Source organism: Peribacillus sp. Bi96 (genome assembly GCF_918698115.1).
Lineage (GTDB): Bacteria > Bacillota > Bacilli > Bacillales > DSM-1321 > Peribacillus.
Map to the genome: position 1 here is coordinate 68,531 of NZ_CAKKLV010000012.1, position 20,378 is coordinate 88,908.

Genomic DNA, 20,378 nt, shown 5'->3' on the forward strand with positions numbered 1-20,378 from the left:
CTTATTACATTAAGTGGTATCACGAATACATAACATACGACGTGCAATAATTGGTGAACTTGTCCAAGCAAAAAGGGATATTACACATAAATTAGTAATGTGGAAATTTATAAAACAAAGGGATGATTGCAGTGTCAAACAAAAAACTAAGAAGAACTAGCGGATCCAATACTGGCAATTCCGGAAGTGAAAATAGCAAAGGCAGGACTGCCTTGAAAAAAATCTTGAATGATTTATTAAACAATAATAGAAATACTTCAATTAAGGAACCTACTTCAATCAAGGAACCTACTTCAATCAAGGAATTCAGAAGGGATTAAGAGATTTCTCTTATGAGATTAACATGGAAACCCTTTGGATTATTCTAAAGGGTTTCCATATTAATAAACAATAATATGATTTCCGCATTTTCGTTTAATAGAGTAAAAGGAGAATTTATGATGTATTTTCGAGACTGGAAACCTAAAAAAGATATCAAGAAATTAACGGATATTACAGTGAGTAATTTTCGGGTTTCGTCTGATACAGTGCTTGAAATTTTACAAAAGTCACATAAGGTACTTGTGATTTGTAATGATAAAGGTAAAGTAGTCGGTTTTCTTTGTTATAATCTTTATTTAACTAAAGTAGCTCATATTAATTATGTAGTCCTTGACCAGAAATATAGAGGAAAGGGAATTCTACAATCCCTTTTACCAGAATTAGTAGCTTATGTGAGGCAAAAAGGGATTCTTGTAGTGTCCGGTTTTGTTAACAAAAATAATCCTGAAGCATTGCAAAAATTTAAAGACTTTGGATTTAAACCGATTTTAACCATTCATGATGACATTCTAATTCAATCACTAATTTAAAAAGGTCCTCCTGCCCGCTATTAGCGTAATTAAGAAGAAATATTAAGAAAAATACAATCTGTTTTACCCTTCCATAGCTCTGTCTGTTACAAATACGTAATCTCAGGATCAATTTATAAATCATGTGTTCCTCCATACAAAACAAGGGAAAAAAGCCTATGAATTCTAAACGAATTCATAGGCTTTTTTCCCTTTACTCTCTTTTGAACAGACCTCGAATCTGTTGTTAACTTTTCCATTTAATCAAAATAATACCAAAACTTCAACGTCCATTCGTGTATAGTGAATGTATACTTCCTTAAAAGGAGAGAAAATTATGATATCAATCGATCTAATTATCTTAAACCTGGAAGAAGTAAGAAGAAGAAATATTAAACTATGGACTTCAATACCTAAAGACAAACTCCATTGGAAACCGGACGACGTTGCAATGAGTTGTTTAGAAATGGTTAGGCATGTCCTTGATAGTGAGCACTACTATCCTTTATCTATTAAAAATCAAGGTAGCTTACCAGTTTATGAATCACCATTTGAAAAACAGCCACTTATCTCTGTCGAAGCGGAATTAAAATTTGCCGAACCTTACAGGCGTGATTTTTTGGAAACAATAATATCCTTCAACGAAGACGACTTATCCACTATTAAAATTGATCGGTCGAATATTAGATATACTAGAGATTTAGGAGACATGTTGTTAAGGATTGCCTATCATGAGTCTGTACATACTGGTCAGTTATTGGACTACTTAAGAACTGCTGGAGTTCCTAGAATCAGTGTTTGGGATTAATTGCATCTTTTCAATGGGTTTCATTGTGGAGGTCATGTCTAATTGGCATGTAGGTCCCTCAATGGTCTTCACTGTCGGGTAGTAAGAATGATTTCATGTTAATCCAATCTATGGTCTTCACTGTCGGGTAGTAAGAATGATTTCATGTTAATCCAATCTATGTTCATCGGTAAACGTCCGGCAGCTCCACAATTTTCATACATAATGACAGGCCGTGAAATGTTCATTTCCTACATCCCTGAACTCCGGAACCTTTTCGGCACATAGCTCTGTTGCAATCGGACAACGAGTCCGGAACTTACAGCCTGATGGAGGGTTTACCGGACTTGGAATGTCGCCTTTTAAAATGATTCGTTCCCGTTTTACACGTGGATCGGGGATGGGAACGGCAGACAATAGCGCTTTCGTATATGGGTGCAAAGGATTATCAAAAAGTTCCTCTTTAGTTGCCATCTCAACAATATTCCCAAGATACATGATGGCTATTTTTGTGCACAAATGCTCCACCACACTCAAATCATGGGAAATGAACAAATAGGAAAGCCCATTTTTCTTACGCAGTTCACTAAAAAGATTAATGATTTGAGCTTGGATGGATACGTCAAGAGCGGCAACAGGTTCATCCATGACAAGAAATTCGGGATTAAGGGCCATAGCCCTGGCAATGACAATTCTCTGCCTTTGTCCTCCCGAAAATTCGTGCGGATAGCGATCCGCATGATACGGAGACAGTCCGCAAGTTTCCATGACCTGAAGCACCTTTTCCCTGACGTCCTTATTTGTGGCTAGCCCGTGCTGGACCATGGCTTCGCCGATTGCATCCCCAACACGTATACGGGGATTTAAAGAACTGAAAGGGTCCTGAAAAACAAGCTGCGTTTGAACCCTGAGGCGACGCAAGTCTTTTTTGATAAGGCTAAATACATCTTCCCCTTTAAATCGCACTTCCCCTTCCGTTTTGTCATGAAGGCGTAAAATCGTTTTTCCAATCGTTGATTTTCCGCTTCCCGATTCACCGACTAAACCAAACACATCTCCTTTTTCAATGGTAAACGAGACACCATCGACCGCCTTTACCGATTCATTCTTTTTACTGAAAATCCCTTTTGAACTTGAGTAATATTTTTTTAAGTTTTTCACTTCCAATAATGTTTCACTCATCGAACGGCCTCCCCCTCATATAGATAGCAGCTCACACTATGATTGGCAGATGTTTCTTTCAGTTCAGGGTGCTTTTTCAAGCAAATATCCATACGATGTTCGCAACGGTCAGCAAAATAGCAGGAGTCCGACAGCTCAGCCAGATTCGGAACCTGCCCTGCGATCGTAAATAGTGATTCCTTGCGTTCCCCAATAAGTGGCTTTGCCTTCAATAGTCCCTTTGTATAGGGATGCTGGGGATTTGTATACATCTCCATGACTGGTCCTCGCTCCACGATTTTTCCAGCATACATGACAATCACATAATCTGCCATTTCCGCTACCACTCCAAGATCATGCGTAATAAGCAAAATGGATGTATTGAGTTCCTTTTTTATATCCCGCAATATATCAAGGATTTGGGCCTGGATGGTTACATCAAGAGCAGTCGTCGGTTCATCTGCGATAATGAGCCTTGGATTGCAGCTAATGGCAATGCCGATCATTATACGTTGAAGCATCCCCCCGCTTAGTTCGTGGGGATACATGTTGATTATCTTCTCGGAGTTTGGTATCCCAAGCAACGTAATGAGTTCCTGTGCCTTCTTATAAGCATCCTTTCGGCTTAGAAGCAAGTGTTCCTGCAGAGGTTCAATCATCTGCTGGCCAATCGTGTAAACCGGATTTAACGACGTCATCGGCTCCTGAAAGATCATGCCGATATCATTTCCGCGAAGGCGGTTTATTTCTTTTTTGCTCATTTCCAACAGATTACGTCCGGCAAAATTCACCTCGCCGTTTTCAATTTTGCCGGACTCAGGAATCAACTGCATGATGGATAGCGAAGTTATGCTTTTTCCGCAGCCCGACTCCCCAACGATGCAAACCGTTTCCTGTTCGCCAATTGAAAAGCTCACGTTGTTCACTGCTTTTACAACGCCTTCTTCTGTATAAAAATTCGTTTCAAGATTTTTCACTTCCAATAGAGCTTCACTCAACATCCACACCTACCTTTTCATTTTCGGATCCAGCGCATCCCTCAATCCGTCTCCCAATAAATTAATGGACACCACTGTTAAAAAGATCGTTAATCCAGGTGGAATCCATAGCCATGGTCGCTTTCGGAAGTCCATATAATTATTGGCGGCGTCCATCATATTCCCCCAAGAAGGTGTAGGAGGAACGACTCCCAGCCCAAGAAAGCTCAACGCCGATTCACTGAGTATCGAACCCGCCACATTTAAGGTTGCCACAACAAGCAACAATGGCAGAGTATTCGGAATCAGATGATGGAATATCTTTCGTCTGTCGCTTAATCCAAGAACTTCCGTTGCTTGCATGAAGGGCTGCTCCCTTAAGGATAAAATCTGCCCCCGCACAAGTCTTGCAAGCGCCGGCCAGCCGACAACGCTTAGCATGATCATGATGATGTACAGCCTGTATTCGGATGGGACCTTCCACTCGGAAAGGATGGCTCCCATGATCAGCAGCAGCGGCAATCCCGGAATGGACATTAATATATCCGCGAGACGCATGATGACCAAATCAACGACTCCGCGATAAAAGCCAGAAACGGCACCAAGAAATGCTCCGATTACAATGGATAGGAACATGGAAGCAAGACCTATCGTTAACGAGATCTGTCCTGCCATCATCAGCCTTGTCAGGACATCTCGGCCATAATTGTCCGTCCCAAGCCAATGGGAGGCACTTGGCGGCCGATTGGCATAGGCAATATCTGTCCTATCAAGAATATAGGGCGAAAAATACGGCCCGACAAAACTAAGCAAAAACATGAATATGAGAAAAAATAAACTGATCATCGCCAATTTGTTCTTTTTTAGGCGACGATAGGTCTGTTTCCATAATGAAGGGGATTTAACCTTCACCGGTTTCTTCTCCTTATAGATTAATTGTTTGACAGTCTCCATTTTCATCCCCCTATTTCAGCCTGATTCTCGGATCGACCGCTGCGTACGTCACATCAGCAAGAAAATTACCGATGATGGTAAGGCAGGAAAGAAACAGAGTGAATGCCATCAGGACAGGGTAATCCCGGAAACTGACTGATTCAAGTTGAATTCTCCCTACTCCAGGCCAATTGAAGATCTGTTCCATGATGATCGCCCCGGAAAAAAGCCCAGGCAATTCAAAGGCAAGCAGCGTAATGACTGGAAGAATGGCATTTTTAAGAGCATGCTTAAAGATAACCACACTTTCCTTTAACCCTTTTGCCCTTGCCGTACGGATATAATCCTGGCGGATCACCTCAAGCATTCCGGTCCGAAAATAACGGGTAAGGGACCCGATGCTTAGCAGCGTTAAAATGGTTACCGGTAATATCATATGCTTGCCAACCTCGAGAATATAGGCAAACCCAGTGCTGTTACTCCCCGTATCAATCATGCCGCCGACCGGCAGGATTTTCAGATCCACACCAAACCATTTTATGAATAGCAGACTGATGAAAAAGGAAGGGAACGACATGGCGGCAAATACGAAAAATGTAACGATCCCATCCAACAATGAGTATTGCTTAATGGCAGAAAGAACACCGGTCAAAAGGGCGATGGTCCACGTCAGGAACAACGCGAGCAACGCCACTATAAATGAGTTCCACACATATTTATTTAGCAGCGAAGTTACACTTTCCTGATGTTTTAAGGAGTAACCGAGATTCCCTTGAAACACATTCCCTAGCCATGTGAAATAGCGCTGCAGCATGGGCTGGTCAAGTCCGTATAACGCCTTCAGCTCCTGAGCCCTTTCGGGTGTGAGACTTAAGTTGGAATCGATATAATCACCAGGAAGCATGGCAAATAAAAAGAAAATGATAAATGACGTTCCAAACAAAATAATGATCATTTGTATAAATCGTTGCAGCACATATTGTTTCACCTGGTAATTCCCCTTTGCAGATAAAATGCCCAGCTATGCGCCAGGCATTTTACATCTTACTTTTAAATTGAAATATTCGGTAAGCTAGAGCCTATGCCTGTATAGTTGTCAGGAACCAATCCTTCGATTTGTCCGCTGATCGCTCTTGCACTCTGGCGGTAATGAATGAGGATATATGGCGGATCCTGTGTAAATTCCTTATAGAGTTCATGATATAATCCTTTACGTTTTTCGATATCAAGAGTGCCTAATCCTTCTTGAATCAATTTATCAACTTTAGGATTGGAATAACCCACATAGTTATTAGGGTTATCGGTCGAAAGGTCTTCCACTGTATCGCTCGGGTCAAGGATTTGTGATGTGGATACCGCTGCAAAATCATACTCTTTTGCGGATAGCTTGGATACAAGGGCATTGAAGTCCGTTATTTCCGGTTCGAATTGAATGCCAATGTCAGAGTAATTTTCTTTAGCGATTGGAATCACGGCATCTTCAGCATCTGCAGTCAGATAGCGGATTTTCAGTTGTACGCCGTCTTTTTCACGGATCCCATTTTCCCCGATCTTCCAGCCAGCTTTATCCAGAAGTTCTTTTGCTTTCTTTGCATCAAATTCATATTGTGTGACGCCTTCATTGTCGTAGGCCCATGAAACTGGAGAAACCGGAACGTCTGCTACCTGCCCAAAGCCTTTAAATCGTACGTCGACAATTTTCTGGCGGTCCATTCCATATAGCAGTGCCTGGCGTACTTCTTTATCCTTAAATTGCGGTCGCGTATTATTTACATAAATCAACCCGTAATCATTCACTGGGGCCACTTGCACATTGGCAAATTTCAAGCTTTCCAATTGCCCTACTGTGTCATCATCAGCCGGAAAGCTTGCATAATCAAGCTCACCCGTTTCGAACTGCTGAAGAGAAGTGGCTTTATCGATGATTTTATAAATCAGGTTTTCCGTTTTAGGTTTCCCGTTGTAATACTTACCGTTCGCCGTATAGCGAATTTCCTGACCAGGTACATATTTAGAGAACACATATGGTCCCGCACCAAGTGGTTTTGAATACAGCTCTTTTAAGTAATCCAATTTACCATATTCATAGTCTTTTCCGTAATATGCCTTGGAAAGCACCTGGCCTCCAAGAATTAATAATGCCTTCGCATTTACTTTTTCAGTCGTAATTTCAATCCTTTGGTCATCCAATACTTTAATGCCTTCTATCGATTTTGCTTTGCCTTCTTTATACTCTTTACCTCCTTTGATTTCTGCTAAAGAAATGTCCTGATATCCAGTGTAAGCAGGATCATGAAGAAGAGTAAGCGTAAACGCAACATCATCTGCCGTAACCGGGGAGCCATCGCTGAATTTGGCGTTTTTCCTCAGATGAAACGTATAGGTCAATTGATCTTTAGAAGTATCCCAGCTCTCTGCCAGAATCGGAACCGGTTTTCCATCTTTATCAAGGTCCACAAGCGGTGAGAAAATTGGCGTCGTTACGTTGCCATCCCATCCATTTTCATAAAAATAAGGAAGGAACACCCCTCCTGGAGCTGATATGCCTGCAACAAACGTATCTTTTCTTGCTTTGGTTTTATCAGGCAAAACAGACAAGTCTGTTGCTTTATAGCTTTTTTCCTCTGCCTTTTCTACAGTGACATCGTCTTTTTTTTGCTCGCTATCCTTTGTCTCTTCATCCCCTGAACTGCTTAATGCACATGCTGATAAAAGCAATAACAAACCAATTAAAAGAATAAGACCACTGATTCCTTTTTTCATTCCCAAACCCCCATTCATTTTTCACACTCCCTGCCACTATGTATTACCATGCGAAATCGGCAAATGAATTTAAAGCTTATTATTCTGACAGGTTTTGTGTGATTTATCTTGTAAGCTTACTTAAACTAGATAATTTTGTCAATAAATACTTTTGATTACAACCAGGGAAAATAAAGGACTTTATATGAGTGACGGCTAGCATCTTTTTTAAAACACGGTTTATAAAAAATAAATGCCTATTAAAGGCATCATAGAAATCTCGGATTACTACGCGATGGGAACGTCACGACGAAAATGTTTCAAGAGTAGAAATTTGTGGAAAACCAATAATATGGGAGGGATACGTAATGTTATCTAAAAAACCAGCATCAAGAATGATTAGCGCCGCCATTCTAACCGGTTCTCTTTTAGGGGCAGGAGCATCATTTTCAACAGAACCGGTTGAAGCTGCATCCAAAATAGATTCCACTTCTAGCACAGCAAAGGAACACGCCGTTACCACCTTACATGAAATCTACAATAAAGCCTTTTCAGGGGAAATGCCTTATACGGCAACGGGTTTGAAAATTAAAGAAAATACCCAACAAGAAGTATATGCTACATTCGGTTCTCCCCCTGAACCAGGGAATGCCGATGAAGCTTTTGACTATTACCATGCAGAAATGGGACATCCAGGATTTGCCTTTGCTTATAATGAAGACAAGGTCATCTCTCAAATCCGGTATTTTGGGACAAATGTAGAACGGGACCATAACCTAGGAGGCATCACTCCTAAAGTTTTAGGGAAACAACTCGGTAGAGCGGACCAAATACGCCATATATACAGTACGAATGAAATCAACTATATCTACAAGACAGGTGATTATGAACTTCAATTCATCGTAGGTGAAGATCAAACCGTAAATCATATCAATTTACTTGAGGCTAAATAAACTTCAATATTCTTCTTCGCAGGTTGTAGAGATTTTTCTCTGCAACCTTTTTTTCTAGCTCCCTCCCTCATTCTCTATCAAACTCACAATTAATTTTCCAGGTTTTTTTGATAGTCTTCAATGGAACCTTAACCGTTCATCCATTTACAAAAACCATACTCTTCCCAAACAGATTATTAATATTTTTACAATAAAATTAGCTTGTTCCATATTATTTCATTATTTGGAGGTGCGGAAAAATGATAAGTAAGTTCAAATCATTCACAGGATTGGTTCTTAGCATGGCCATCCTTTCTCAAGGTCTTCCGGTCGCTGCAAAAGATGCAGAAGAAAACAACAAGTTAAATCCTGGAGGCAGATGGTTAAAAGGGGAATATCATGTCCATACCACGCAGTCCGACGATGCCGAAGAATCTCAAACCCTCGAGAGCGTCCTAAATAACGCATTTCACAAGTATGAGATGGATTGGATGGGAATTTCCGACCACTTGAGAATGTCTTCAAGGGATGATGAGGGACATCTGATACCAGGCGGACCGATTCCGCTTTCTCAGGGAATCATTCAATATCAAGCCCCGAAAATGGAACAACTGCAAAAAGAGGGCAAATATAAAAATAAAGTCATCTTTTCGGGCTTCGAATGGGACATGCCCACCTATGAACATGTCGGCATAGGAATTTTGGGAAATCAGTCAGGATCATCGAAAAGTCTGAAAGCCGGCAATCAGTTCGAGTATTTGTTCACCAACCAAAATGAAAAGATGTTTGATCCTGCGGATGTAGCCGTTTGGAAAGCCCAAGATCAAAGGGCCAATAAGACACCAGAGGATGCTCGAACAGCTTTGGCATGGCTTGAGAAGAATTATAAGCATACAAGTTATGCCATTTTGAACCATCCATCAAGAAAAAGGGTGTACAACATATCTGATTTCCGCGACTTTAACAATATCGCGCCGGATGTCATGTTCGGATTTGAAGGGATGCCGGGAAACCAGATGGAGCCAGACAGAGGTGGCTTAAACCTGACAACGCCCGAAAACAGGACCTATGGCGGTTCCGATTACATGCTTGCTAAGGTAGGTGGTGCATGGGATGCGCTGCTTGGTGAAGGTCGTCAGTTCTGGACCTTTTCCAATTCGGACTCTCATTTCGAAATCAGTCAAAACCGACTTTACTCCAGCGGATACTGGCCTGGCGAATATTCCAAGAATTATACTTGGGTGAAAGGTTCAACGATGCAATCCGTCCTTGACGGCATGCGATCAGGGAAATCCTTCTCCGTTTTCGGTGACTTGATCAACGCCCTTGATTTCCAAGCTAAAACCGGACATAACAAGGTGGATATGGGTGGGGACCTTAAAGTGAAGGAAGGACAATTGGTCAAGATCACCATCCGATTTAAGAGCCCCGAAAAGAACAACAACGGGGACGCTGTCAAGGTGGATCATGTGGATTTAATTTCGGGGGAAGTAACCGGAAAAGCTGTGCCAGGTACACCTGCTTATAATAAAGCCACCAATGATACGACCAAAGTGGTTAAACGCTTTACAAGTAAAGACTGGAAAATTGATAACGAAGGCTACCATTCCATCACTTACAAAGTCAAAGCGAGCAAGGATCAATATTTCCGTTTGCGAGGCACGAATTTAGCGGAAAATGTCTCTGGAGAAACGATTGACGGTGAACCGCTGATCGATACAAAGACAGACATTGAGGATAACGAAACACGTTTTACCGAAATCAACAAACGTAACTATAAAGACCTTTGGTTCTATTCGAATCCTATTTTCGTTAGCGTTGAGGATAGAAAGCATGTCATACATTAAGTAATAAAAATGTTCCGACGGTCCAAAATAGACTCTCATCCGCCTGCTAATCTACGTGGATGAGAGTTTTTGCTATATGTAGAAAGTCTTAATGAACATTTCATTTTTATGGAGGACTTCCTTGGAATTCCGGAAGGCAAAACTTGAGTTTTTAATTCACTTCAATCCATAAAATCCGTATAATTCACCAAGATTTCATAACACTAAAGATACAAGTTATTTTCATTGACTTTTCACCTTTTCTTGTATAGTATCACAGAGTATCAATCCCTATCAGATTACTAGGAGGTTTACCGAAATGAAAAAAATGGTTACACTTTTATCGCTATTGTTAGCATTCACGGTTGTACTTGCCGCTTGTGGTACAAGTACAAAAGATGAGGCAAATGATACCGGCAATAAATCCTCTTCAAAAGAAAATCTATATGATAAAGTTAAAAAAGATGGCGTATTAACAGTCGGAACAGAAGGTACATACCCTCCTTTCACATTCCACGATGATTCGGACAAACTAACAGGGTTTGATGTAGAAATAGCTAAAGAAGTGGCAAAACGCCTTGGAGTGAAAGCTGAATTCAAGGAAACACAATGGGACGGCATGTTTGCAGGATTGGATGCGAAACGTTTTGATATGATCGCAAACCAAGTGGGCATCGATAAAGACCGTCAAAAGAAATATGATTTCTCTGATCCATATATCCAATCAGGAGCCGTTTTACTTGTTCACAAAGATAATTCGGATATTAAATCATTCGATGACTTGAAAGGTAAGACTTCTGCTCAATCTTTAACGAGTAACTACAATGAAATAGCCAAATCACATGGTGCTGAAGTTACCGGTATAGAAGGATTTTCCCAGTCTGTACAGCTTATCGGCTCTAAACGTGTAGATGCTACTATCAATGACAAATTGTCGTACCTTGATTATAAAAAGCAACACCCGGATGCACCTATCAAAGTGGCAGATGAGGAAGAAAGCGGAGTTGCCAGTGGTTTAATGTTCAGAAAAGACAGCGACAAATTAGTGGAAGAAGTAAACAAAGCATTTAAAGCCATGAAAGACGACGGCACGTACGCAAAAATCTCAGATAAATGGTTTGGTGAAGATGTTTCTCCTAAGTAATATTTTCAGTGACCCTGAGCGTATGAACCAGCTTGTTTCCATCGCTCAAACCTCCCTCTATCCGATGATAGAGGGAGCTATTAAATATACGATTCCACTAACATTGATCACATTCGTTCTCGGACTTATTCTCGCTGTACTTACAGCATTGGCTAGACTATCTTCCATTAAAATCTTTCAAATAATTGCGCGTGTATATGTGTCAATCATCCGCGGGACACCTTTACTTGTGCAATTATTTATCATTTTCTATGGACTTCCAAATTTAGGTTTAACCATTAATCCTTTCATATCGGCTATTATAGGATTCTCTTTAAATGTGGGAGCATACGCTTCGGAAATTATACGAGCAGCCATTTTATCCATACCAAAAGGACAATGGGAAGCAGGCTATTCAATCGGGATGACATATACCCAAGCTTTAAAGCGCATCATTTTGCCGCAAGCAGCGCGTGTATCCATTCCCCCATTATCCAACACGTTCATTAGCCTTTTAAAAGATACATCGCTTGCATCACTCATTCTTGTAACGGAATTATTCCGTAAAGCTCAAGAAATTGCTGCAAAAAACTATGAATTTCTACTATTATACATGGAAGCAGCTGCTTTATATTGGATTTTGTGTACCATTCTATCTTTCATTCAAGGAAGTTTAGAGGACAGACTTAATCGTTATGTAGCAAAATAAGAACCGCAGTAATTAAAGGGGATTTTAAAATGATCAACATTAAGAATCTTCATAAATCGTTTGGTGACCTTGAAGTATTAAGGGGCATCGATTTGGAAGTGGAGCAAGGTAAAGTCATCGTATTGATCGGTCCTTCGGGTTCAGGTAAAACAACCTTTCTTCGGTGTTTGAATCTCCTTGAGGTGCCAACGGACGGAACGATCGAAATTGATGAAATCGTCATGGACTTCAAAAAACCCGTTAAAAAAAAATCAATTACATCTTTTCGCAGTTTGACAGGGATGGTGTTCCAAAGCTATAACCTCTTCCCCCATAAAACGGCTGTGGAAAATGTAATGGAAGGCCCCATCATTGTAAAAAACATAGCCAAACATCAAGCGAAAGAAACGGCTGCTGCCCTGCTTACAAAAGTGGGCTTAGGTGACAAAGTTGATTTTTATCCTTTTCAGTTGTCCGGCGGTCAGCAGCAACGTGTCGGTATTGCAAGGGCTCTGGCAATGGAGCCAAAGGTCATGCTATTCGATGAACCCACCTCTGCTCTTGACCCTGAACTTGTTGGAGACGTGTTACGGGTCATGAAAGATCTGGCAAAAGAAGAAGGCATGACAATGATCGTTGTCACTCATGAAATGCGTTTCGCTCGCGAGGTCGCCGACGAGGTCATTTTCATGGATGAAGGAATAATAATGGAACGAGGAACACCCGAACAAATTTTCACGAATCCGAAAGAAGAACGCACACGCAAATTCCTGAACATGATTCAATAAAGAAAACGGTGCTTGTCATAAGCACCGCCCAAGACAAACCCTATTTTTAGAAATGGGGTTTTTTGCTATCATCAAATTAATGAGATGCTTGTACTTGTTTTTTAGTCCGTGCGTGGTAAATCTGGAAAAGAATCAATGCAAAAACGGAAAGGATTGCGCCTGATATGAAAGGTAAACCTATCGAAATCGAAAATAACCAACCGCCGATTGGTGGCCCCGCTATCCTGCCGAATGAGTCAAAGGAAGAAAGCAGGCCGGTTACACTGCCATGCCCTGTCGAAGACCTTTTGGTCAGCAGTGCTGAAATTGCCGGCCGGATGAATCCGTTACCCACTCCGAAAATCGTAAGGAAGACCGCTGATGTCCAGAAGCCTGAAGAAAACAGGATGAGAATAAAACCAACTGCCGAAATGATGATGCCGATTCGTATGACCGCACCTTCCCCATATTTCTTTGTCATCCTTCCCACTAACCCACCTTGAACGATCGCACTGCCAAATCCCATGATCATAAAGATATATCCTAATTGAACAAGACTTATATCAGCTTTTTTGGCGGCGAAATAAGCAAAAGTCGTTTCAAGTCCTGCCATTGAAAGCGTGACGATCAATTGTAGTATGAACATGATCGTAAGAGGTCCTTTGAAGGCTTTCCACATGGACTCTTTATTTTTAGTCTGATTGGCTCTCTTTTCAACTGTATGTGATTCCTTCAGGATGGCAATCACTAAAATTAACGTAATCAGAGAGGTAATCCCGGCAATGTAAAAAGGTAAATTCAAACTTGTTTTGGAGAAAACCCCTCCAATCGCCGGACCGAAAATGAATCCAAGCCCTGTAGCAGCCCCGATGATCCCCATCCCTTTTCCCCTATCTTCCGGCGTCGTGATATCAGCCACATACGCCATTGCGGTCGGCATGTTTGCCGATGATAAAATCCCGCCAATAATCCTAGCTACAAATAACACCAATAAAGAGTCTGCCGAAGCCATGATGAAAAACGAAACGGCCAATCCAGCAATGCCGATTACCATGACAGGCTTACGCCCTATCCGGTCAGAGATCCTTCCCCACATCGGGGCAAAAAATAATTGCATTAACGAATAAACAGCCATTAAAAGACCAAGCTCAGTTGGACTGCCCCCAACCTTTTCAGCGAGGAAAGGAATGACGGGAATGATGATCCCAAACCCGACCATGACTAAAAACATCACTAAAAACAGAACGGGTAACACCTTTTTTGTTTCCATTATTTTTTTCTCCTTTATACTTCCACATTCAATAAAAAAAGATTTTGGTTAAAAAACCATAATACTCAGCATGATCTGCCTAGCAATACTTTAAACAGTTTATCATACAACCATTACCAAATCAGTAGAAGCACGATCTTCTTTCTCCCTAAGACACCACTTATCCCAAAGATCGCTGTCCCCTCCCCTTATTTTTTGCTATGGGGTACACTATACTATAGGGTAAAATGGATGTTTGGGAGGTAGAGAAATGGCGAATGATCAGTGGATTTTAATTATTGACGATGAAGAAGATTTGGCGCGTCTCATGGAGACCGTTTTACATAAGGAAGGCATTGCAAATATTGTAAAGGCTGGGACGATTGCGGATGGTTGGGCAAAGTTTCAGGAGATTAATCCTGCACTTGTCTTGCTAGATATTATGCTGCCTGATGGCGAAGGCTATGATTTATGCAAGCAAATTCGTGAAGTGTCGAATGTGCCCATTTTATTTTTGTCTGCAAAGGATGAGGAAATTGACAAGCTTTTAGGGTTGGCGATAGGCGGCGATGATTATATTACCAAACCATTCAGTCCGAAAGAAGTGGCTTATCGAGTAAAGGCACAACTAAGACGTGCTGGCTTTTCAGAGGAAAAAGCGGCTCCGAAAAATTTGCAAGTGGGTCCTTTTAAGCTTAGTGCAAATGAAACAGAAGTGAAAAAGGATGGAGAATCGATTGAGCTCACAGCTAAAGAAATCGGACTGATGAGCTGTTTTATGCATCACCCGAATCAGATCTTGAGCAAGGAAACCTTGTTCGAACATGTATGGGGCGATGATTTCTTTGGCTCTGATAATACAGTGATGGTACATATTCGCCGTTTACGCGAAAAAATCGAGGCAGATCCTTCAAAGCCTTCTTTTTTAATTACCGTTAAAGGGCTTGGTTATAAATTACTAACCAAGGGTGAAACAAGATGAAGTGGAAATTGACACGGCGCTTTTTAGGATCCGTTGTGACAATTGTTGTAATCGTAGGGATTGTAAATACAATTTTACTCCTCAGCTTACTCTTTTATCGGGCCATGCATAATTTTGGGACAGATGAAGTATCTGCAGAAAACTTCAGCCGAACATTTTCACAATATGTAAAATTGCAGGATAATAAACCGATGGTAAATGAAGAAGGACTGGAAAAACTACGGAAAAATAAGGCCTGGATACAATTTTTGAATACTAAGGGTGAGCAAGTGGCGTCCTTTTATACGCCTGATAATTTGCAAACCGTGTACTCCCCTATTGAAATCGTGCAAATGTATAAGTATAAAGAAATTGATGCAGAGACGACTGTTTTTGTCGGCGAAGCCCAAGAATTCAGCTATTTTCTAGGTGTTAAGGAACAGAAAATAGGTCGTTATGTACTGACCTATGATTATGCAAAGGTTTTTAAAAACTTTAACATCTTACTTTTACTATTTTTAATCGTGGATATTATTATTGCATTAGTCATTGGATTTTTATTTGGGAAAAGGTTAACCAATCCACTTAACATATTAATAGAAGGAATTCAGCAGCTGCGGGAAAGACGCTTTAAGAAGATGAGTATACCAAAAGGCGTTTATGAAGATGTATTTCGCAATATGAATGAACTATCGGTAAAGTTAGATCAATATGAGAAAGAACGTGATCTTCTCGACCAAACGCGCGAGGAATGGATTAGCAATGTCTCGCATGACATGAAAACACCGCTTGCTTCCATCCATGGTTATACAGAATTGATGAAAGATAATGCGGCAGATTTAACACCGCAAGAAATGTATGAGTATACATCCATTATTCATAGACAGTCCATTTATATGAAGGAATTGCTAGAAGACCTCAATTTAACGATGCGTTTGCGCCATCAACGACTCCCTTTGCAGTTTGAAGAAGTGGATATCGTTGGCTTCATACGCGAAATGACGATTGAGCTTTTAAATGATGCACAATTTGGTGATCGAAAGGTTGAATTTGAGACAAATGTGGATAAAGTAACACATAAAGTGGATAAAAAGTTACTGAAACGGGCAATCCTTAACTTTATCTACAATGCACTTGTTCATAACGATGATAATGTCGTTGTAAAAATACAAATTGATCGTATTTATCCGCTATGTTTACAAGAGCAACCGCCATGCAACATTTCCAAAGCCTCGGAGCTTCATACCCAAATTACCATTGCCGATAATGGCCGCGGTATTCCCTCAAAAGACATCGAACAGGTTTTTGAGCGCTACTATCGAGGTACGAATACAGCCAGTGCACATGGGACTGGTTTAGGAATGGCTATTGCAAGAGATATTATTTCAGCCCATAATGGGAAACTTGATTTGACCAGCCTTGAAAATAAAGGAACCACCATTACTATACTATTATGAGCCGAGTATTTCTTAACAGGCAGAGAAAAGGGCTGTTCCCCACTAATTTATTGGGGACAGCCCTGCTTTCTTATTTTAATTTTTTTTGTGCCTTCTCTGGTATTTCCTCAAGTTTCACTTCATCATATGAAGATACTTCATCTCCATTTTTCACGTACATTTTCAAGTAGGCATCTTTCCGAAGATTTTTTTGTGCCGTGAATTCAAGTAGTAATGTTTCTCCATCAGCATTTGTGGCGTCCAGTTTATAAGAATAGGAGTTCATCACTGAACCATCATCCAGTTTGGTTTCATGTTGTACCCCATCCTCTGTAATTTGCAAATAATAATTGCTCGCATTCATGCGGTTGAAGTCCATTTTACTTAGCGCGAAAACTCCTATTGCTCCAAGTAAAAACAAAATGCCCACTACCATTAGAAATTTTTTCATCTCGATCACCCTTCTGTTTTATTATTTTGTGTGATTATACGATTGTAAGACACTACCGTTAAAAGATAATACAGACCGTAGATAACCGTATAAGCAATCATCCAGATCAACACAGGTTTTGCCAGGTCCATCATCAATATGCTAGAGAAGGCTTTCAACGCCACAGCACTGTGAAATAACCCTGCTGCCAGTGGTACGAAGAAGATGATGAATACTTGTGATGCAATGGATTTCCGCATTTCTTTTGCGCTGACACCCATTTTATGAAGCATATTGTATTGTGATTTATCTTCCTCTGCTTCCGTTAAAACCTTAAAGTAAATGATACTGCCTGTCGCAGCTAAGAAAACCAGACCAAGGAAGCTTCCGATAAAGAGCAATGAGCCTACGCTTTCCATACTTGTTTGTAAATCTTGAGGGGCACTAGAAAATAGCGCATCTTCAGGCATTTGTTTTGCAATTTCTTCAGATAAATCCGTAGAAGCTTTGTCCACACCTATGACACGATATTTAAGTGCCTTCCCTTCTTTTTGTAATGCTATAAATTGATCATTTGATACCACTACTGCAATACCTGCCGTGCCGGCATTTAAAACGGTTTGTGTTTTAAAGCTTTGGAATGTGATTGCCGTGCCATTTTCTGTCGTGATGGTCTTATCCTCGTATTTAGGTGAGAATCTTTTGTCATATCCAATATCTAAAATGACTGCATTGTCAGCGCTCACATGCAGTGATTCCTTGTCTTGTACTGCTGCTAATTTGTTATATGTTTTTTCGCTGATAACCGTATAAATTCTTTTATCCGAGCTATCGAATGCTGATGCCGCGTTTAATTCTTTCGTATTAAATGTGACAGATCGTGCTTCAATATACTCATCGTACTTTGTATTTGGCAATACAGCGCTGACTTGTTGTTCGCCTTTTTCATCCGTTTGCTGATACATGAAGGTATTCGGATCGGCTGTCATGACTTGATCATTTGTATTGTAATAAAGACCATAAACCGCACCGCCAGCTGTTACCGTTGTAGCACTTAACACCGCAATCACGGTCAATGTACGTGCATTGCCCCTTATACGATACAGCAGTTGCGAGATCGTCATTAGATGAAGACCTTTCCACAGCCATTTTTCATTTTTCTTAATCATGGCTAACACAAACCCTGTTACACTGTGAAACAATAAAAACGTACCGACAATAACTGTCGCCAAAATAATGAGTGCTGTCATTAAAAAGCCGAGCTTTTCCCACACTTTAGAAGTAAAAAGATCTTGCATCGCCAACCAATAGCCCATGATAATTAGTAAAACTCCAAGAATGGCTACAATCATGGATGACTTCGGTGCCGCTTCCCCTTTTTTCGATGCGTGGAATAGATCAATTAATTTGAATTGATAAATTAAACGATAGCCCTGAAATGATGTCACTAAAAAAATAAGAAGAAATACGATTGCTGTGTTCAAAGCTGCTGATCCCGAAAATGTAAATGGTGCGATGACATCATAGCCCATTAAATAAATCAATAGCGTCATGAAGCCTTTTGAACAAAGGAACCCTAGTATGATCCCGACAACTAATGAAACCAAACCTAATAGTAAGTTTTCAAAGAAGAGCATAAAGCCAATTTGACGATTTCGTACGCCAAGCAATGCATATAAGGCCACTTCTTTTTTACGTTTTTTCATAAAGAATGAATTCGAATAGGCAATAAATACGACAACAAAGAATATGAGGATGACTGCCGCACCACTCATTAGTGAATCTAATTTTTGTGATGAAGCCGTTTGTTCTGCAATCGTACCGCTATATTTTAATGTCACGAATGTGAAGTAGATGATGATGCTAAAAACCATGGATGCGATGTATAAAAAATATTGAGTGAGGTTTCGTGCAATATTCTTTCTCGCTAAACTAAATAGCGTCATCTACCTCACCTCCAATTGTCGCAAGAACATCCAAAATCTCTTGGAAGAAAGCTTTACGTGTTTGATCACGACGGTAAATTTCTGTTGAAAGAGTACCATCCTTGATGAAAATAATACGACGGCAGAAGCTCGCTGCGTATGCATCATGCGTCACCAACATGATGGTTGAATGATTATTTTCATTTAATTCACTTAAGCTTTCCAGTAGGTTTGTCGCTGATTTTGAATCAAGTGCACCTGTTGGTTCATCAGCAAGTATTAATGCAGGCTCTGTCACTAGCGCTCTTGCTGCGGCTGTTCTTTGCTTTTGGCCACCGGAGATTTGGTATGGGTATTTTGCTAGTAAATCTTCAATACCAAATACTTTAGCAATACGATTCACTAGGCTATTGATTTCTTTCACTGGAACTTTTGCAATCGCCAGTGGCAACAATATATTTTCCTTCACGGTCAATGAATCCAGCAAATTGTAATCTTGGAAGATGAAACCAAGATTGTCACGTCTGAAATCCGTTAAATCAGCACCACTCATATCGTGAATACTCGTATCTCTCATATAAATCTTCCCTGCTGTTGGTGAGTCAATTGTTGCTAACATATTGAGCAACGTCGATTTCCCCGCTCCAGAGGGTCCCATGATCCCCACAAACTCTCCTTCATTTATGTCAAAAGATATATTTTCCAACGCTGTATAGGCAGCATTTGATTTGCCATATGTCTTTTTGATATTTTCTACTTTCAATAATGGCTCCATTTGTTTCACCTCATCAATTTTGTTGATACTTATACTATAAAAGCTCATCCTTACAGCATGTTTATACCAACCTTACAGCAAGCTTACATTCATAAAAAAAACGCCTTCTATTGAATAGAAGACGTTGGTTTTGTAGACAAAAAGGGTTTTATCTAAATTTCTAAAGTTGATTGGAACGGGAGGTACGAGGGCAACCGCCCGCGGAAAGCGATTACCTGGAGTGGAAATCCTACGTTCGAATTAAGACAGTTTTTAGACAAAAGGGGTTTTATCTAAATTTCTAAAACTAAATTGAATGGAACGGGTGTACGAGACTCCTGCGGGAAACGCGTCCAAGGGAGACACCGCAGGCGCAAAGCGCCGAGGGCGGACCGCCCGCGGAAAACGAGTACCTGCAGTGGAAATCCTCCGTTCGAATTTCACAAACACTCAAACAAAAACGGTAGACAAAATCAATTATTATTGAGTTTGTCTACCGTCTAAACGTCTTCTATTTAGAAGACGTCAAAGAGCATGTTTCTTTATCATTTAATTATGCTTCAATAGCTTTCGATCGATTACAAAATTCCCAAATGGAATGAAAGAAACGATGAAGATCATGGCCATTTTTAAAAAGGACCATTTTGATTGAATGCTTACGTAAAGAAGTAACAGGACGAATACGACAAATAGAAACCCATGAATGCTGCCTAAAATGAGTGTCGCTTCCCCAATATCCAATATGTACTTAATGGGCATACCAATACCCAGCAATAGAACATATGAGATTCCCTCAATTATTGTAATAAACCTAAACCATCCAAGAACAGTAGAATACATTCGCTCATCCCCTTATT

The 20,378-nt window shown here is 40.5% G+C and carries 20 protein-coding genes; 10 read left to right on the plus strand and 10 right to left on the minus strand.

All coding sequences use genetic code 11. From position 1 onward, the window contains the following. Positions 1–131: 131 nt before the first annotated feature. The 3 genes from LQ203_RS15680 (at position 132) to LQ203_RS15690 (ending at position 1,638) form a co-directional block, all read left to right on the plus strand. Positions 132–320 (plus strand): hypothetical protein, encoded by a 189-nt coding sequence (locus tag LQ203_RS15680; RefSeq protein WP_230159307.1) that lies wholly within the window; start codon positions 132–134, stop codon positions 318–320. 120 nt (positions 321–440) lie between these two features. Beyond that, positions 441–851, plus strand: coding sequence for a GNAT family N-acetyltransferase (locus LQ203_RS15685; protein ID WP_230159308.1), 411 nt, complete (start codon positions 441–443; stop codon positions 849–851). Positions 852–1,167: 316 nt separating this feature from the next. Then, positions 1,168–1,638, plus strand: coding sequence for a DinB family protein (locus tag LQ203_RS15690; RefSeq protein ID WP_230159309.1), 471 nt, complete (start codon positions 1,168–1,170; stop codon positions 1,636–1,638). A 195-nt stretch (positions 1,639–1,833) separates the two neighbouring features. Here the strand turns inward: LQ203_RS15690 and LQ203_RS15695 are convergent, their stop codons facing one another. The 5 genes from LQ203_RS15695 to LQ203_RS15715 all read right to left on the minus strand — a co-directional run bounded on the left by LQ203_RS15695 (position 1,834) and on the right by LQ203_RS15715 (position 7,451). Then, a complete protein-coding gene (locus tag LQ203_RS15695) occupies positions 1,834–2,799 on the minus strand; it encodes an oligopeptide/dipeptide ABC transporter ATP-binding protein (RefSeq protein ID WP_230159310.1) in 966 nt (321 codons plus the stop codon). Further along, positions 2,796–3,776: an ABC transporter ATP-binding protein gene (locus LQ203_RS15700; RefSeq protein WP_230159378.1), complete on the minus strand. Its 981-nt coding sequence runs from the start codon at positions 3,774–3,776 to the stop codon at positions 2,796–2,798. The genes LQ203_RS15695 and LQ203_RS15700 overlap by 4 nt, the downstream gene beginning before the upstream one ends. A gap of 9 nt (positions 3,777–3,785) precedes the next feature. Continuing rightward, positions 3,786–4,709 carry an oligopeptide ABC transporter permease gene (opp4C, locus tag LQ203_RS15705; protein ID WP_230159311.1) on the minus strand — a complete coding sequence of 308 codons (924 nt, stop codon included), beginning with the start codon at positions 4,707–4,709 and terminating at the stop codon, positions 3,786–3,788. Positions 4,710–4,719: 10 nt separating this feature from the next. Then, a complete protein-coding gene (locus LQ203_RS15710) occupies positions 4,720–5,676 on the minus strand; it encodes an ABC transporter permease (protein WP_230159312.1) in 957 nt (318 codons plus the stop codon). Between the two features lie 62 nt (positions 5,677–5,738). Then, on the minus strand, positions 5,739–7,451 hold the full coding sequence (locus tag LQ203_RS15715) for an ABC transporter substrate-binding protein (RefSeq protein WP_230159313.1): 1,713 nt from the start codon (positions 7,449–7,451) through the stop codon (positions 5,739–5,741). 347 nt (positions 7,452–7,798) lie between these two features. Here LQ203_RS15715 and LQ203_RS15720 point away from each other — a divergent pair, with 347 nt between their 5' ends. From LQ203_RS15720 to LQ203_RS15740, 5 genes are all read left to right on the plus strand, one after another. After that, positions 7,799–8,383 (plus strand): YjgB family protein, encoded by a 585-nt coding sequence (locus tag LQ203_RS15720; protein ID WP_230159314.1) that lies wholly within the window; start codon positions 7,799–7,801, stop codon positions 8,381–8,383. 239 nt (positions 8,384–8,622) lie between these two features. Beyond that, positions 8,623–10,209: an S-layer protein gene (locus LQ203_RS15725; protein ID WP_230159315.1), complete on the plus strand. Its 1,587-nt coding sequence runs from the start codon at positions 8,623–8,625 to the stop codon at positions 10,207–10,209. Positions 10,210–10,507: 298 nt separating this feature from the next. Beyond that, positions 10,508–11,332 (plus strand): amino acid ABC transporter substrate-binding protein, encoded by an 825-nt coding sequence (locus LQ203_RS15730; protein ID WP_230159316.1) that lies wholly within the window; start codon positions 10,508–10,510, stop codon positions 11,330–11,332. Continuing rightward, complete coding sequence (locus tag LQ203_RS15735) at positions 11,316–12,020, plus strand: amino acid ABC transporter permease (protein WP_230159317.1); 705 nt, start codon at positions 11,316–11,318, stop codon at positions 12,018–12,020. Before LQ203_RS15730 ends, LQ203_RS15735 begins: the two co-directional genes overlap by 17 nt. 29 nt (positions 12,021–12,049) lie before the next feature. Beyond that, on the plus strand, positions 12,050–12,787 hold the full coding sequence (locus LQ203_RS15740; protein ID WP_230159318.1) for an amino acid ABC transporter ATP-binding protein: 738 nt from the start codon (positions 12,050–12,052) through the stop codon (positions 12,785–12,787). 76 nt (positions 12,788–12,863) lie between these two features. Here the strand turns inward: LQ203_RS15740 and LQ203_RS15745 are convergent, their stop codons facing one another. Continuing rightward, positions 12,864–14,036 (minus strand): MFS transporter, encoded by a 1,173-nt coding sequence (locus tag LQ203_RS15745; protein ID WP_230159319.1) that lies wholly within the window; start codon positions 14,034–14,036, stop codon positions 12,864–12,866. 250 nt (positions 14,037–14,286) lie between these two features. Here LQ203_RS15745 and LQ203_RS15750 point away from each other — a divergent pair, with 250 nt between their 5' ends. Then, on the plus strand, positions 14,287–14,997 hold the full coding sequence (locus LQ203_RS15750) for a response regulator transcription factor (RefSeq protein WP_230159320.1): 711 nt from the start codon (positions 14,287–14,289) through the stop codon (positions 14,995–14,997). Next, positions 14,994–16,433, plus strand: a complete 1,440-nt coding sequence (locus tag LQ203_RS15755; RefSeq protein WP_230159321.1) for a HAMP domain-containing sensor histidine kinase — start codon at positions 14,994–14,996, stop codon at positions 16,431–16,433. Before LQ203_RS15750 ends, LQ203_RS15755 begins: the two co-directional genes overlap by 4 nt. Positions 16,434–16,503: 70 nt before the next feature. On the opposite strand, the gene LQ203_RS15760 is transcribed toward LQ203_RS15755, so the two are convergent. From LQ203_RS15760 to LQ203_RS15775, 4 genes are all read right to left on the minus strand, one after another. Continuing rightward, positions 16,504–16,863: a YxeA family protein gene (locus LQ203_RS15760; protein ID WP_230159322.1), complete on the minus strand. Its 360-nt coding sequence runs from the start codon at positions 16,861–16,863 to the stop codon at positions 16,504–16,506. Positions 16,864–16,868: 5 nt separating this feature from the next. After that, positions 16,869–18,788: an ABC transporter permease gene (locus LQ203_RS15765; RefSeq protein ID WP_230159323.1), complete on the minus strand. Its 1,920-nt coding sequence runs from the start codon at positions 18,786–18,788 to the stop codon at positions 16,869–16,871. Continuing rightward, complete coding sequence (locus LQ203_RS15770; RefSeq protein ID WP_230159324.1) at positions 18,775–19,542, minus strand: ABC transporter ATP-binding protein; 768 nt, start codon at positions 19,540–19,542, stop codon at positions 18,775–18,777. Before LQ203_RS15770 ends, LQ203_RS15765 begins: the two co-directional genes overlap by 14 nt. Before the next feature lie 528 nt (positions 19,543–20,070). Next, positions 20,071–20,361 (minus strand): DUF3817 domain-containing protein, encoded by a 291-nt coding sequence (locus LQ203_RS15775; RefSeq protein ID WP_230159325.1) that lies wholly within the window; start codon positions 20,359–20,361, stop codon positions 20,071–20,073. Between the last annotated feature and the right edge of the window lie 17 nt (positions 20,362–20,378).